This is a genomic window from Streptosporangium saharense (assembly GCF_014203715.1).
Lineage (GTDB): Bacteria > Actinomycetota > Actinomycetes > Streptosporangiales > Streptosporangiaceae > Streptosporangium > Streptosporangium saharense.
In genome coordinates this window covers 347,725-361,595 of sequence record NZ_JACHJP010000004.1, presented here as the reverse complement: position 1 = coordinate 361,595, position 13,871 = coordinate 347,725, and the positions used below count along the sequence as shown (strand labels likewise).

At 66.8% G+C, this 13,871-nt stretch carries 15 protein-coding genes; 5 read left to right on the top strand and 10 right to left on the bottom strand.

The window, feature by feature from the left end:
* Positions 1 to 74 precede the first annotated feature (74 nt).
* From cas2 to cas6, 7 genes are read right to left on the bottom strand one after another with little or no spacing between them, the layout of a single operon-like run.
* A complete protein-coding gene (cas2, locus tag FHS44_RS21345; protein WP_184717312.1) occupies positions 75 to 338 on the bottom strand; it encodes a CRISPR-associated endonuclease Cas2 in 264 nt (87 codons plus the stop codon).
* A 2-nt stretch (positions 339 to 340) separates the two neighbouring features.
* Positions 341 to 1,321: a type I-B CRISPR-associated endonuclease Cas1b gene (gene cas1b, locus FHS44_RS21340; RefSeq protein WP_184717310.1), complete on the bottom strand. Its 981-nt coding sequence runs from the start codon at positions 1,319 to 1,321 to the stop codon at positions 341 to 343.
* Positions 1,318 to 1,809, bottom strand: a complete 492-nt coding sequence (locus FHS44_RS21335; protein WP_312863759.1) for a CRISPR-associated protein Cas4 — start codon at positions 1,807 to 1,809, stop codon at positions 1,318 to 1,320. The genes cas1b and FHS44_RS21335 overlap by 4 nt, the downstream gene beginning before the upstream one ends.
* The gene (gene cas3, locus FHS44_RS21330) at positions 1,806 to 4,784 is read right to left on the bottom strand and encodes a CRISPR-associated helicase Cas3' (protein WP_312863758.1); all 2,979 of its coding nucleotides are present in this window, start codon (positions 4,782 to 4,784) and stop codon (positions 1,806 to 1,808) included. Before cas3 ends, FHS44_RS21335 begins: the two co-directional genes overlap by 4 nt.
* 41 nt (positions 4,785 to 4,825) lie before the next feature.
* On the bottom strand, positions 4,826 to 5,887 hold the full coding sequence (cas7i, locus tag FHS44_RS21325; protein WP_184717308.1) for a type I-B CRISPR-associated protein Cas7/Cst2/DevR: 1,062 nt from the start codon (positions 5,885 to 5,887) through the stop codon (positions 4,826 to 4,828).
* Complete coding sequence (locus FHS44_RS21320) at positions 5,887 to 7,302, bottom strand: hypothetical protein (RefSeq protein WP_184717306.1); 1,416 nt, start codon at positions 7,300 to 7,302, stop codon at positions 5,887 to 5,889. The genes cas7i and FHS44_RS21320 overlap by 1 nt, the downstream gene beginning before the upstream one ends.
* A complete protein-coding gene (cas6, locus tag FHS44_RS21315) occupies positions 7,299 to 7,988 on the bottom strand; it encodes a CRISPR-associated endoribonuclease Cas6 (protein ID WP_184717304.1) in 690 nt (229 codons plus the stop codon). The genes FHS44_RS21320 and cas6 overlap by 4 nt, the downstream gene beginning before the upstream one ends.
* Before the next feature lie 1,157 nt (positions 7,989 to 9,145).
* On the opposite strand from cas6, the gene FHS44_RS21310 reads away from it, so the two are divergent.
* Positions 9,146 to 9,910 carry an SDR family oxidoreductase gene (locus FHS44_RS21310; protein WP_184717302.1) on the top strand — a complete coding sequence of 255 codons (765 nt, stop codon included), beginning with the start codon at positions 9,146 to 9,148 and terminating at the stop codon, positions 9,908 to 9,910.
* Between the two features lie 105 nt (positions 9,911 to 10,015).
* Here the strand turns inward: FHS44_RS21310 and FHS44_RS21305 are convergent, their stop codons facing one another.
* Positions 10,016 to 10,324, bottom strand: coding sequence for a 4a-hydroxytetrahydrobiopterin dehydratase (locus FHS44_RS21305; RefSeq protein WP_221461108.1), 309 nt, complete (start codon positions 10,322 to 10,324; stop codon positions 10,016 to 10,018).
* A 51-nt stretch (positions 10,325 to 10,375) separates the two neighbouring features.
* Here FHS44_RS21305 and FHS44_RS21300 point away from each other — a divergent pair, with 51 nt between their 5' ends.
* Entirely contained in the window at positions 10,376 to 11,023 is a 648-nt protein-coding gene (locus FHS44_RS21300) for an HAD family hydrolase (RefSeq protein WP_312863757.1), read from the top strand.
* A 95-nt stretch (positions 11,024 to 11,118) separates the two neighbouring features.
* Here the strand turns inward: FHS44_RS21300 and FHS44_RS21295 are convergent, their stop codons facing one another.
* Together FHS44_RS21295 and FHS44_RS21290 are read right to left on the bottom strand one after the other, a co-directional pair.
* Positions 11,119 to 11,559 carry an NUDIX hydrolase gene (locus FHS44_RS21295; RefSeq protein ID WP_184717298.1) on the bottom strand — a complete coding sequence of 147 codons (441 nt, stop codon included), beginning with the start codon at positions 11,557 to 11,559 and terminating at the stop codon, positions 11,119 to 11,121.
* Between the two features lie 34 nt (positions 11,560 to 11,593).
* Positions 11,594 to 12,568 (bottom strand): NsdA family TPR-like regulatory protein, encoded by a 975-nt coding sequence (locus FHS44_RS21290; RefSeq protein ID WP_246435867.1) that lies wholly within the window; start codon positions 12,566 to 12,568, stop codon positions 11,594 to 11,596.
* A 416-nt stretch (positions 12,569 to 12,984) separates the two neighbouring features.
* On the opposite strand from FHS44_RS21290, the gene FHS44_RS21285 reads away from it, so the two are divergent.
* Genes FHS44_RS21285 through FHS44_RS21275 form a run of 3 tightly spaced genes read left to right on the top strand, consistent with a single transcriptional unit; the run spans position 12,985 to position 13,822 of the window.
* Entirely contained in the window at positions 12,985 to 13,212 is a 228-nt protein-coding gene (locus tag FHS44_RS21285; RefSeq protein WP_184717296.1) for a hypothetical protein, read from the top strand.
* Positions 13,213 to 13,256: 44 nt separating this feature from the next.
* Positions 13,257 to 13,517: a hypothetical protein gene (locus FHS44_RS21280; RefSeq protein ID WP_184717295.1), complete on the top strand. Its 261-nt coding sequence runs from the start codon at positions 13,257 to 13,259 to the stop codon at positions 13,515 to 13,517.
* The gene (locus tag FHS44_RS21275) at positions 13,514 to 13,822 is read left to right on the top strand and encodes a hypothetical protein (protein WP_184717294.1); all 309 of its coding nucleotides are present in this window, start codon (positions 13,514 to 13,516) and stop codon (positions 13,820 to 13,822) included. The genes FHS44_RS21280 and FHS44_RS21275 overlap by 4 nt, the downstream gene beginning before the upstream one ends.
* Positions 13,823 to 13,871: the final 49 nt, after the last annotated feature.

The window sequence follows — 13,871 nt, the reverse complement described above, 5'->3', positions numbered from 1 at the left end:
TTGGGGAGTGTTCGAAGGGGAGATTCTGCAGCGGTCCGGCGGTAGTGCAGAGGGCCAGGTCAGAAGGGGTGTGGTCACAGGACCGGGTTGGTGTTGCCCAGTGTTTGGCCGAGCTGGTCGAGCTGGATGGTGTGGGGGCCCTGGGTCCGGTAGATGAGGACGCTGTCGTAGCTCGGGTCGATTCTGGCGTTGATGGCGTTCACGAATTTTCGGTGTTGGGCGGTGGAGAGTTCTCCCTGGAAGACGCTCCGCTGCACCCAGTGCAGATACTGGCGGCAGACCTTGATGACGCCGGGATTGCGCTCGGCGAGGGTGTCGTAGACGACGATGACGAACACCGTCACCACCAGGGCCGGAACGGCTTGTAGGTGAGGCCCTCCAGGCAGAGCCGTACGAGCTTGAGGGCTTTCAGGTGGATGAGTTCCTCGTACGAAACCTTCCTGCGTAACTTCCGGTGGAAGACGGTGGTGGCCAGCTCCTCCCGGACGAGTTCGGAGACCTTCTTGCGGCCCTCCCTGCTGAGGGAGGCGTTGCCAACGTCGGTTTCGAAGTCGGCGGGACGCAGGGTCTTCTGGGCGGCGGCACGTCTGAGCAGCCGTTCGGCGAACAGCGGTTTGAAGGGTTCGGCCAGGTCAAGGGCAAGCGTGTTGCGGCGCCGGTCGGTGTCGGCGTGCAGGAAACCGAGCGCCGGGTGCAAGGGGGTGCAGCGCAACGCGGTCAGAACCCGGGAGTAGACGATGCTGTTGGCGTAACTGACAAAGGCGTTTCCCGCGTTGGCGGGTGGGCGACGGCTGCGGCCCTCCAGCCGGAGCCACGAGGGCAGGACCGTGTCCAGGACCGCCCAGGAGGAGCGGCGGAAGTTACCTTCCGCGCTCATGAGCTGTTCGGCGGTTAGGCATGTCGGCAACTTCTCGGCCAACTGGGAGAGCGGAGCCTCAAGGAGGTCGGTGTCCAGAGCCCATCGGACGTTGGCGGCCGTGGCGGTGATGAGAGAGCGACCGACCTCAAGGCGCCTTTCGTCGATGCCGGTGAGGGTGACCTGGCTCCGCAGGACATGGGCCGAAGCCGTGTCCTCCGCGGGGGCGACGACCCCGGCATAGTTTCCGTAGTGATCCAGGACGTGGACCATGACGCCGTGGCGGCTGAGGAGCGAGATCGCCGAGGTGTTGATGTCGACGTGGTCGAAGGCGATCACGTCGCGGACGTCCGTGACGGGGACACGCACGGGAGTCTGGTCGGGCCGTTCGATGCGGAGGCTGTTGTCCTCGCGGCGGATACGGCACGGCTGGGTGAGCCAGTAGGTGCGGGAGGCGGCGGTCATGAATCTCCCCAGCAGTAGTCGATATAGGAACAGCCACGACAACGCGGACGGTCCAGCCTGGGCGGCGCGTCGGGCTGACTGATCACGGCCTGGGCCTGGCGTTCGGTGTCCTCGGCGAGAGTGCGGGCCTGCCGGTCCCAGGCGACCGTGGTGGTACGGCGAACCAGCGGATAGTGGATGACACCGTGCTGGACGGCCACGCCTCTGCGTTCCAGCAGCAGGCAGTAGTGACGGACCTGGGCCTCGTGCTGCTCCGACGGTGCCCGGGAGGACTTGGTCTCGTGGACGACGGCTCCCGTCGTCACCCAGTCGATCTTCGCCTCCCCCAGGTCGATGTCCCGTCGGCGCGTGTAGGTCGTGTCGTCGACGGCCTCGCCGTAGGCGACGGCGTCACTGCGCTGCTCGGGACGATAACCGCGCATGTAGAGCCAGAGCTGACGGGGACAGTGCAGGAGGTATTTGACGTGGACGCCACCGATGGCGCTCACAGGATGGGCGCCGGGACGGGCGTGGACTGGGGGTTCAGCTTCAGCCCGAGGACAGGGTCGTACTCCACGTCGATGACCCACAGGTTGAGGCCGCGTTTCACGAACTTCGCCCGTCCTGTGGAGCACAGTCCGGCGAACTGGGTGTAGCGGATGGGAATGAGCAACCCCGCCGCCAGGAGGGGGTCCTTCTCTGCCTCTTCCCGGTATTCGTCCTGGTCCTTCCTGAGCAGCACCTCGACGGTGTCGAAGGCATTGTCGAGTTTGGCGGCGAATTCGCTCCGGTCGTGGAAGGGGTCGGGAAAGGTGAGGAAGTTCCGGCCGAACTCGTCGCGGTGACGCTTGGCCTCGACCGCCCAGTTCCGTCCCCACGGCGTGGCGTAGGCGATGTCGAGCCAGGTCTCGACGGTCTCCTCAGAGATCTCAGGCCCCGGCGCCGTCGTCAGCGCGGCCAGCGACGCTTCCAGCGCCCCCTTGTCGTACGGCCTGCCGGTGCCGACCTCGGTGTGCACGCGGAACTCGACCACGCCGTCAGCATGTCGGCCACGCCGGTTGACCCGCCCGGCCCGCTGGGCGATGGCCTCGATCGGCGCAAGCTCGGTGACTCCTCTGTCGAAGTCCAGACAGAGGGAGACCTCCACCGCCTGCGTGGCCACGACCAGTCCACCGCGCGGCGCGTTCTCCTCCGGTTTCCGCTCCGGATATCGCCCCATGATGCGGCGTTCGATCGCGGCTCGGTCCCGGGAACGGAACCGCGAGTGCAACAGCATCGCGCCAGGACAGTCGAACTGTTCATACAGCTTCTGCGCCATCGCGACGGTGTTGGCGATCGCCAGGACGCTCTGTCCCTCGTCCAGCCACCCGCGAATACGCTCCAGGCTGGCTTCGGAGTCGATCGGGTCCTCGTCGAGCACGAGCCGGTGCCGGGGCGGCGCGGTGCCCGCCGGTGCCCGGCAGACCTCGACCGCGCCGAGGGTGTCCTCGATCAGACTGATCATCGGCTGGGCGAGGGTGGCGGACAGCACGGCCACCCGGCTGCCGAGCCGCTGCCACAACCGCATGCAGGCGCAGATCCGGCCGAAGGTCGCCGGATCGTAGGCGTGCAGTTCGTCCAGGACCATCAGGGCATTGGCCTGCTCCAACAGGACGCTGGAGTAGCGGGCCCCGGCGATAGCCGCCCGCAGGAGCTGGTGCGGAGTGGCGACCCTGACCCGCTGACTGAACAGCCGCATCGCACGAACCCGCGCCCGGGCTCGACCGGCCTCAGCCGGGCCAGGCGTGCACTCGTCGGCGACGGCCCGCGACAACAGCGTGCGCGCCGCGGTGGCGTGAAGGACACCGATGTCCGGCTCCTGCTGCCAGGGAGCGGGGTCAAGGCCCTTGACGAAACGATCACGAGCGGCGTCGATGGAGGCCCGGTACGGCAGAAGCCAGACCAGCCGGGGCCGCCCGGCCATGTCGTCGAGTTGCCGCGAGGCCCACGCCAGCCCGGCCTCGGTCTTGCCACTGCCCGTGGGCGAGACCAGGATCAGGTGTTCTCCGATGTCGGCGGCCCGCCGCTGGTGCGGATAGGGAGTGGCCAACCTCCCCAGGAAGTCGCGTGGCAGCGGCATGTGCGTCTGCAAGGACACATGCGCGGAACCGGAGTGGTCCGCGAGCGTGACCGCCCCCTGCAACAGCACGGCGACCAAGCCCTCGTCCTCATCGACCGGGTTGATCCACTCGGTGGTCAGCCGGGCGAAGGCGTCCCTGGCGAGCTCCCACATCCGGCGGTCGTTGTCGGGCACGGGGACGGCCAGTTGACGTGCGAACCAGGCCAGCAAGGAACGGTGACGGGCGGCCGGGATCTGGATGCGGGGACGACCGGACACCGGAGCGGGATCGCGGCCGAACTTGCGCTCCCACGCCGCCACCGGGGGATACATGGAGCGCAGGTCGCCACCACCGTGCGAGGTCAGCGGCCTGTGGTGAAAGGCCACCCCTGCGGCGATCATCCTGCGGTCCCGTGGATCCAACTGACGGCCGAGCAGGTCAACGTAGGCGAGGGAGAGCACCTCGTGCCGCTCTCCCCATGCCTCTCCCCCGGGACGAACCTGACGTTGGAAGCCTTCGGCGACCTTTCCCGCGTCGTGCAGCAGGGCCGCGGTCTCCACCCAGGACCAGAACCTCGGGTGGGCGGCGAGGACACCCGGAGATCCGATCCGGTCCGCGACCGTACGGGCGGCGTCCCGTACAGCGAGGCTGTGCTCGGTCAGCAGTTCCGGCCTGCCCAGCGCAGATCCACGAGCGGACTTGGCCAGCACCTGGGACAGCCCGGCGGCGTGCTCGTCCGGCACTGTGGGCGCGCTGAGCCAGACCGCCTGGTCCCCGTCACGGTAGGCGCCCACGACGGGACGCTCACCTGCCGGTTCCGAGCACCACCGGTAGCTGCGGTACTCGGTGCGGCCACGGTCGGGGCTGACCGACTCGGCCAGCCGCAGTGTGCTGGCAGAAGGGGCATCGTGCCCCCCGATCGGTGCCAGCGCGTGACCCACCCTGGCCCGCTCGGTGGGATGGAGGGTGACCTTCTCGATGGAGACGATGTGCACGAGATCCTGGGAACGCCCCAGCCGCAGCCCCCACACCGGCCGACACAGGGCCTCGGCGATCCGCTCCCCCTCCGGAGCCGGTATCCAGACCGTCAGGCGGACCCCGGCGAGGAACGGCCGGTTCCTGATGGTCATGCCGCCCTTGCCCGCCGCCACCTGCCCCGCGACGGCCGGGTTGGAGCCGTCGGCGGCGATGGGGTGGTAGGTCTCGGCGTCCACGCCCATGCCCTCGGCCGATGCCGCCAGGCCGAACATGACCGGCTCACCGGGACGACCGGTGGCCGCCGCCAGCATGCCGCGCACGGTCGAGGGCGGGGGTACCGGCAGACACCGGCTGACCCCGGGGAACATCGGGTCGCGGAAGGAGGCGACCGGTGCGTACAGCTCCACCCGAACCGCCTGGATCGGACCTGGTCTGTCACTCACCGGACTCACCGGGCCGGGTCGTCGAACCAGGCGTCATGCCGTCCGGTACGGATCTCCTCCGCCAGGCCGCGCAGCATCGAACGCGGGTGGTCGATGACGACCTGTCCTTGGTCGATCAACTCGGCCAGATCGTGCTCGAACTCCTTGCGCTTCCTCTCGTGGAAACCGGGCCGCCAGCCAAGCCGTACGGGGGCCTCCCACCGGTCCTGCCACGCCTTGAGCTCCTCGCCCAGCACCTTGCCGCTCACCGTCAGCCCGCTGCCGTCGGAAGCACCGTCGATCGCGAACGTGAGCGGGTTCACCCCACCCTCCATCGGCAGCGCGGCCACCAGCGCCGGGGTGCGGTCGCCGTAGTGCAGCGCCTTCTTGGCTCCACCGGTCAGCTCGGCCAGCGCGTCCAGCAGCATCGCGACCCGGTCTCTGCGCGCCTCCAGTGGCAGCCGGACCGCGGAACCGCCCCGGAAGGGGACCTGCTCGGCGCCCATGCTCATCGCCTGGGCCACCTGCAGGGCGGCCTCGGGCGACAGGTAGTTGGGCCGCCCGCCCCGTGCGGTCGGCAGGGTGAAGGTGCCCACCCTGGCGATGTCGAGCAGGAACGGCGCCGCCAGATCGGCGGTGTAGAACTCGTGCCCGTGCAGGACCGGCTCCTCGATGCCCCGGGACATCACGCCGAAGTCCTCGGTCGGACGGGCGGGCTCAACCGACAGGAAGGTGCCGACCATGAACGGCGTGTCCCGCAGGGTGGTGGCCTCGTCGGCACTCTTGACGGCCGCCTTCATGTAGCCGAACAGGTCGTCATCGGCGTAACGGATGGGGTCGGCCGCCGTGTTCGCCTTCTGTGCCTTGCCCTGTGCCTTGCCCACCCGCTCGGTCGGGGAGGCGACCATACCCATGTCGACCATCGTCTCTCGCAGCCACCTGCGGAACGCCTGAGCCGACACGTAGGGGTACCACTGGCCACGGATTCTGGCCTTCTTGACCGGCGTGGTTGTGGTGTTCTCACCGCGCCCGTTGTTCGGCGCCCCCGCACTGACAGCCAGCACGATCTTGCCCGCCAAGTAGGTCATCAGGCGTACTCCTCACCATCGTCGTTGCCGTCGAACCTGGTCTCGCCGCTGTCCTTACCATTGCCTTCTTCGCTCCCGCCGCTGGGTGCGCCGATGGCCACCCCCCTCTTGTGAAGCGTCTCGATGACCTCGAAGAACAGCACCGTGCGCTCCCGCCACCCCTGGGATCCGTTCGCCAGAAGGTCTCCCAGGACCTCCGGGACGACATGTCGTTCCTTGCCGTCCAGGTAAAGGCGCGCACCGGCGGTTATCAGGAGCTTGTGCAGCTCGTAGCCGCTGCCTGCGGCCCTCCGGTACAGGTTGAACCGGCCACGGTGGGACTCCTGGGCGATCCAGCCAGCCAGCAGCTCCGCGACGGGCTTGATCCGATCAGGATCCATCTCGAACATCACCTCCACGTAAAGACGACACAGGGCCCGCCACCCCACCAGGGTGTGTCGAGGGACCTTCTCCAGGTCCGCTGACCGGGCCCACAGCTCCATCGGCAGCCGGTCCGACTGCCCTCCCTCACGGTCGAACAGCAACCGTGCCGCAGCGGTCGCCCCGTCCACCGCCGCCTTGCCCTGCCGGTCTCTGCGCGCGAGCGCACGCCGCAGATCTCTCCAACCCCTCCTGCAGTCGGGGTCGGCCATCAACAGGTGCACGAAGCGGGCCACGCCCGTCCGCGTCCCCGACACCAGGAGCCACGGCTCCTGGTTGTCGTTCTTGAACATCCACAGGTTGGTCGCGACCGGTGCGTCGCTGGCATGCTCACGCAGCGCCTCCAATGTGACCGCCTCAGGCCCGGCCGTCGCGGGCATGCCATCGAAGCCAAACTGACGGATCCGATCCGCCCGCTGGATGTTCCGCCTCACGAACTGCCGCTCGACCTGTGGGTTGTCGCACGTCAGCACCGTCGCCGAGCCCGCCGTCAGCCAGGCACCGTACGGCAGCGCCCACAACGCGACGCGGCACCCCCGGCACACCGGCCACCCGGCCGTCGCGGGCGGCAGCGTGTTCACCGCCCGGATCGAGTCGAACATCGGGAGGGTTGCCTTCGCCCACAGCACCCCGCTCGGCTGTCCACAGAATGTACAGGCCCATACCGGCCCGCTGACGTCGTCCAGGACGAACAGCCGAGCCATCTCCTCGCGCAGTGCCGTACGATCTTTCCCCCGTTTGGCATGAGTCGGCTTGGAGTTGGGATAAAGGGCAAACAGGACTTTCCACCAGTCATACGCCCCGCTCCCCTGCCGAGCGACCGCCGCCTCGACCACGTTTTCGATGATTCGCGCAGTCACACTGTCAAGCAGTTCCGTCGTGACCTGCTCGACCCGCTCACGGTCGGCGAGCACCGTCACCGCCCACGCCCCGCAGCGCTGCAGCGGATGCTCGGTCAGCAGCAGGGAGGATGCCGGAGCCTGGGTGACGCTCACCTGACCCACCCGAACCCCTCGACGGTGGACAGCCCGAGCCCCCACTCGCGCAGCGCGTCCAGCAGTTTCGGTGCTGCCGCCACCCGGATCCGTGCGGTCGCCCCGATGCGGAAGCCCTTGGACAGGTCGAACCTGCGGCGAGGGCCGGAGTCCAGCACCTCCACCTCCACCTCGCCCGGCAGGCCGAGGACATCCGCCTTGTGCCGGATGTTGTGTGTCAGCCGCTCCTGGAAGTGCGGGTCCTCGGGGAGGAGGTAGAGATCCTCGTGCTTCACCAGAACCGGCGAAACCGTCTCGAAGACCGCGACTCCTCCGGCGTGGTCCGCGAAGTCGTCCAACCGGATCCCCTTGACCGACAGGGTCACGGAGCCCCAGCGGATCTCCTTCCGGCTCGCCAGGGCGGCCAGCAGACACGCCGCGATCCGTGACACCGGGGACCCCATCGAGATCACACCGTCCGACGAGGCCGAATACGCCCCGTGGCGCGGTCGCGTCCTTGAGAACAGCGGCGGAGAGACGCCTAACGGCCTGAGCGGACTGCCCTGCCACCCGGCGTCATGCAAATCTTTGGCCAAGTCAGCGTCCTGCTCCCCGACGAGGCCATAAAGCACCGCCCTGGCGGGACCATGGACATCACCCCAGGGAATAAATGATGCATTTGCTGCGACGTCCACATAAAACCGCATCAAGCCATCCTCAAAAGCCGCACCAAAAACTCGACTTCAGTAGTAGCAGCACGCTCCGACAATTTCCGAAGCACTGCCAGCTTGACGCCCTAGCCCAATGAGAAATAAGACAAACCCGAACATAAGAGGCTAAAAGAAATAAATCCAATCTTCAGGGATTTGCGTCATAGATCACAAAAATAAACTATGGCTACCATGACTACCGGCAGCAACTTCATATAATATAGAGCTTCAAGGAAGGCTCCAGTAGCCGCCCATGTAAATCAAAAAGGGATAGGTGTCCGCGCAACGGAGAGAACTCTCGCGCTGCAGACCTATTTGTTTATCAGCCTAGAGGCCAGTCAAGGTGGCCTCGCTTATGCGGGCCACCTTGACTAAACCTCCTCCCCTCAGCCTCTTCGCGCACTTCTCTTGATTACCACCCAGAGGAACACCCCCAAAAAGAGGGTTCCAACCAGAACGGCAATCACGCAAAGAAGCGATACACCTAGATCCATGGACAGGAAAATCGCAAAATCCTTGAAATTCATAACTCCCCCAACAGCCCCTCCGTGGCGCCACAATATCACCCACTGGCTGCAATGGACGACGTCTGCGGCGCCCCCGAGCAGGATTCTTATCGAGCTTTCTCCCATCACGTTCACCCATCCCCGATGGAAGGCGAAGGGAGCTAATTAACCACACGGGCAACCCAGTCAGACGGCGAGAAAATACACATATCGCCTTGACCATTTTGCATCATTCGGTAAATTCGCCCGCCTCGAAGCGATTCATGACATATACTATTAGCCCAGTGTCGGTTGCGATGGTCAGCGTCGCAGGCGATCTGAATGCCTTCGACCAAAGCAGAACGTCGCCATACGGTGTCACGGCTTCCTGAGCGAGGTGTCCGTGTGACCTGCGATCACTTGAGGGCTAGTGGGTGAAGCGAGCCAGACAGTAATTCTGGGGTTGAGGCGGGCGATGAACTGTGGCTGCCCAGTAGTGCTTGAAAACAGGTCGTTGGGACATTCACCTTCTCTCCTTATCGCTCTTGCCCTCCCCTATTTCAGGAGAAAGCCGGTGAGCCAGCGGTGAGGGGGCGGTGAGGGGTGGCTGCCATGGTTCGGAGGTCGCCGGGACCGTACCGAGGGCCGGCTGTGGATCGAGGAGTTCTGATGGGTGTTCTCGCTGGTAAGACGGCGCTGGTGACGGGTGGTTCGCGGGGCATCGGCAGGGCGGTCGCGGTACGGCTGGCGGCCGAGGGGGCCCTTGTCGCCGTCCACTACGGCGGCAACGACGCGGCGGCCCGGGAGACGGTGGCGCGGATCGAGGAGGCGGGCGGCCAGGCGTTCGCCGTCCAGGCCCGGTTCGGTGAGAAGGACGCCGTTGACCGGCTGTTCGAGGGCCTGACCGGGGGGTTGGCGGGACGTGGCCTGGACATCCTGGTCAACAACGCGGGCATCGGGTCGAGCAACCCGATCTCCCAGGTCACCCCCGAGGAGTTCGACAGGCTGCTGACGGTCAACGTGACCGTGCCGTTCTTCGTGATCCAGCGTGCGCTGCCGCTGCTGAACGACGGGGGCCGCATCGTCAACATGGGCTCGACGGCCAGCAGGTTCGCGGTCTCCATGCAGATCGGCTACACCATCAGCAAGGCGGCGATCGAGGCGATGGCGCCGACCCTGGCCAACGACCTGGGCAGGCGCGGGATCACCGTGAACACGGTCGCGCCCGGCGCGGTGCGGACCGACATGACCGCGGGCTACACGTCCATCCCCGAGGCGGTCGCCACGCTTGAGTCGATCACGGCGCTCGGACGGCTCGGCGAACCCGAGGACGTCGCCGACGTCGTCACCTTCCTGGCAAGCCCCCAGGCCCGCTGGATAACCGGCCAGACCGTCGACGTCTCAGGCGGAACCTACCTCGGCCCCCTCGGGTAAGGGACCGTTGATCTCCAGGGCGACGAGCAACAGGCCCTCAGGCATCAGCCCGTCTCCACGGACCTGTAGCGAACCCTCCAGGGTGATGAGCGACGTGAAGGTGGTTCAGGCTGGTTCGGCGCCGTGGGCTGTGGCGATGGCGTCGATGTGGTGAGCCAGGTCGAAGTCCTTGGCGGTGAGGCGGTGCCCGGCGTCGTGGGTGGTGATGACGAAACGGATCCGCTGCCAGGTGATGTGCATGTCAGGGTGATGCCCGACCTCCCGGGCCTTGGCCGCGACATACACCGCCAGGTGCACACACTCGTGGTAGGTGTGCCGGAAGGTCCGCTCGATCGCCTGCCCATGCCGCTCCCAGCCGGGCAGATCGGCCAGTTGTTCGGTGATCTCCTCGTCGGACAACGGGTGGGGAGTCATGGTCATCTCCTTGGTGAAGAGGCGTCGTAGGCTGCGGGCATGATTCGCGCGGTGACGTTTGATGTCGGCGAGTGTCTGGTGGATGAGAGCCGTGAGTATGGCACCTGGGCCGACTGGCTTGGTGTTCCCCGGCACACCTTCAGCGCCATGTTCGGCGCGGTGATCGCCCAGGGGGGTGACTACCGGGAGACCTTCCAGGTGTTTCGTCCCGGCTTCGATCTGGACAAGGAACGGGAGGTCCGGACGGCGGCGGGCCAGGCGGAGTGCTTCGGCGAGGAGAACCTTTATCCAGATGTACGGCCCGCGCTGGCGGCGCTTCGCGGGGCCGGGCTGTGGCTGGGGATCGCCGGTAACCAGACCGTGCGGGCCGGTCGCATCCTGCGGGAGTTGTTCGCGGCGGATGTGGACCTGATCGGTACCTCCGACGACTGGGGAGCCTCCAAGCCGGACCCGGCGTTCTTCACCCGGCTGGCCGAGGCGGTGCCGTTCGCCCCCGAGGAGATCCTGTATGTGGGGGATCGACTGGACAACGACATCCGCCCAGCGGTGACGGCGGGAATGAAGACCGTACTGGTCCGACGCGGCCCATGGGGAACCATACAGCGAGCCGACCCGGAGGCCGCCCGGCTGCCTCATCTTCGGATCGACTCCCTGACCGAACTACCGGACGGGATAGCGACCCTCAACGCCGAGGCATGAAGGTGGTTCAGGCTGGTTCGGCGCCGTGGGCTGTGGTGATGGCGTCGATGTGGTGAGCCAGGTCGACGTCTTTGGCGGTAAGGCAGTGCCCGGCATCAGGGGTGGGTCAGCAGGTGGGTGCCGTCGTGGTGGCGTACGGCGGGCGGCCTGTTGGGGTGCATGGCGTCCAGGACGCGTACGGCGAATGCCTCGTTGGCGAGGGTTTTGACGTCCTGGGGGTCGGCCCAGCGGAAGGCGCGGCTTTCGTGGTTTGTGGTGAGGTGGCCGCCGATGGGCTGGCAGCGGAAGACCAGGGCGACGACGGCGCGGGTCATGTTCTTGTAGACGCCGGTCAGGGCGAGGGGTTCGACGATCAGGCCGGTCTCTTCGCGCACTTCGCGTACCAGGCCGGTGGTGATGTCCTCGTCGCGTTCCAGGATGCCGCCCGGTGCTTCCCAGTGGCCGTTGTCGCGTCGCTGGACGAGCAGCGCGCGTCCCTGGCCGTCGAGGATCACTCCGGCCACGCTGACCGAATGCCGTGTTGCCGGGTGATCCATGAACGTGGCCCTTCAAGCGGTTGACGGACAGGGTTCAGGATGCCTGGGGCAGGGCCTCCTGGAGGGCGCGGGCGCCCGGTGCGCGCATGCGGTCCAGCAGCCCGACCACCTTGTGCAGGTCACGGACGGCGTAGGCGTTGACGGCCACCGCGTCAGGGGCGACGTTGAGTGCCGTCTCCGTCGCCGCTTCGGCCTCACCGGCCAAGGCGTGGGCGTGGGCCAGGCAGGCGCCGAACCAGGCGCGGTCACGCCGGTAGGACCCCGCCAATCCTGCCAGTCCTCGTTCGAGGAAGGGCACCGCGCGATGGCCGTCACCCAACTCCAGCTCGGCCATGCCGCGCTGCATCAGGAACCAGTCCTCGTCGTAGAAGTACATCCACGACGGCTCCGCCTCGGGGTGCTCGGCCGCTTTCCTGATCAGTTCTTCGGCCTGTCCGAGCAGGGATCGCGCCTGTTGTCCCTGCCCCATCTGCGCCTGCCCTCGGGCGGCCATCTGGGCAGCCATCCCCTGGATGCCCAGCGAGGTGCGGCCATCGTGCCATCGGGACGCCTCGGCCAGCCGTACACACCGCTGCGGATCCCCGATGCTCCAGGCCAGATGGGCGCGCATGTTCAGGGTCGTCGCGGCCAGGGCGGCGTCTCCGGCCTCCATCGCCCAACTGTGGGAGCGGTCGTACCACACCAGCGCGGCGGCAAGATCACCAGAGTCCTGGCACATCCAGGCCAGGAACTGGGCGTACTGGGCGACCATGCTGACCAGGCGGTCTCCTGACGCTCCGCGAACCCCTCGGGCGAGGTCGGCGACGGTGGCGAACTGGGCACGGACAACGGGCATCAGCGGGCGACCACCCATGGTGTCCTCGGCCCGGCGGTGCTCGGCCAGGCACCGTTCAAGCCATTCGATCGTCTCCAGATCCACCCGTCGTGGTTCGTCGATCGTCTTCGTGATCCGTTCGTACAGATCCGGATCGGGCGTCAGGGCCGGTAGTGCGAGAGCCGCGAGTGGCATTTCCACCGAGGCGAACACTTCCTTATCAAGGCCGAGCACTTTGCGATACAGCGGCAGATATGGGTCATCCGGCTTGTGGCGTCCGGTTTCGTGCCCCTTGATGCTGCCGACTATTGATTTCAACGTGGGCAGAGTGTACGGCTCGGCCTCTTTCAGCATTTCACGGGCGAGTCGGGTACGCCCCCAACCTCGTAGTTCACGCTCGGCGCGTAGCCGTACGGCCCATTCGGGCAGTTCATCCCTTACAGCCATTGGTGCCTCACCACAGGTGGGTAAACGCTGCTCTTACCCTCAGTATCCCCGCCGGCACACCTCGACGTGGCATTACGGCTCCATTGAAATAGCCGTACACCACAACGCCATCCCGTCCACCTCTCATGTTCGGCGGGATTTCGAACGTAACGGAGGTGAAGTCCATGGAGACCGCCAGGTCCCTTCCGGCCCCCGAGAACATTCCGGGCTGGCGGCTGATCGTCAGTGACACCGGGCGGTACTGGGCCATCCGGAACCGTGCCTTTCCCCGGGTGGCGTTGCGGGCCGGGGTGGAACCGGCTGTGGACGCCGACACCTTCGAGGAGGTTCAGGCCGCTGTGGCTGAGCAGGAGGAGAAGGCCCGGACCGCCATTGAGGGAGGGGCTTCGTGATCGGGCGGTCTCGGCCTGGTGGGCGGCATCGCGACGGTCTGCCGGTGACGGCGGTGTATCGGCGGGTGTGGGACGGTCCGGCTCGGGCTGAGGCTGAGGCGCTCGACCAGGCGTGCTCTGGATGGGCGGTGCTCTACAGCCTGAGTGAGCGTCGGTTCTTCGGTCTGTGTGCCTGGCCTTCTCCGCAGGCGGTGATCGTGTGCGATGACACCGTGGAGGGGTTGGAGCAGCGGATGCGGGAGGCCGAGACGCTGCTGATTCTCCACATGTCGCCTGTCGAAGGTCGGTTGGGGAGGGCGGCGTGAGGAGTTGCGAGGCCGTACAGCAGGCCCATCCCGGCTGGTTGGTGTTCCACAACTCGACGACCGGGCTGTGGAGCGCCTACCGCAGCAGGCCGGAGCCCAAGAAGGTGCTGCTGGTGCGGGCCGACTCGGTTGAGGAGTTGGACCGCAAGCTGAGCGCTCAGGCGTCCCCGGTGGTGCCGCCGAGTATTCAGGCTGTCGCCGTTGCCCGTGCTTTGCAGGCTCGGACCGCTCATGGCCTCCGGACCGCCACCACTGTCCGGGCCGGTCAGCGGCCACCCGGTCTGCGCAGACTTCTGCGCTCTTGAAGCCGGTACGGCGTGCGGAGGAACTCGTGCTCGCCGTACCTCATGAACG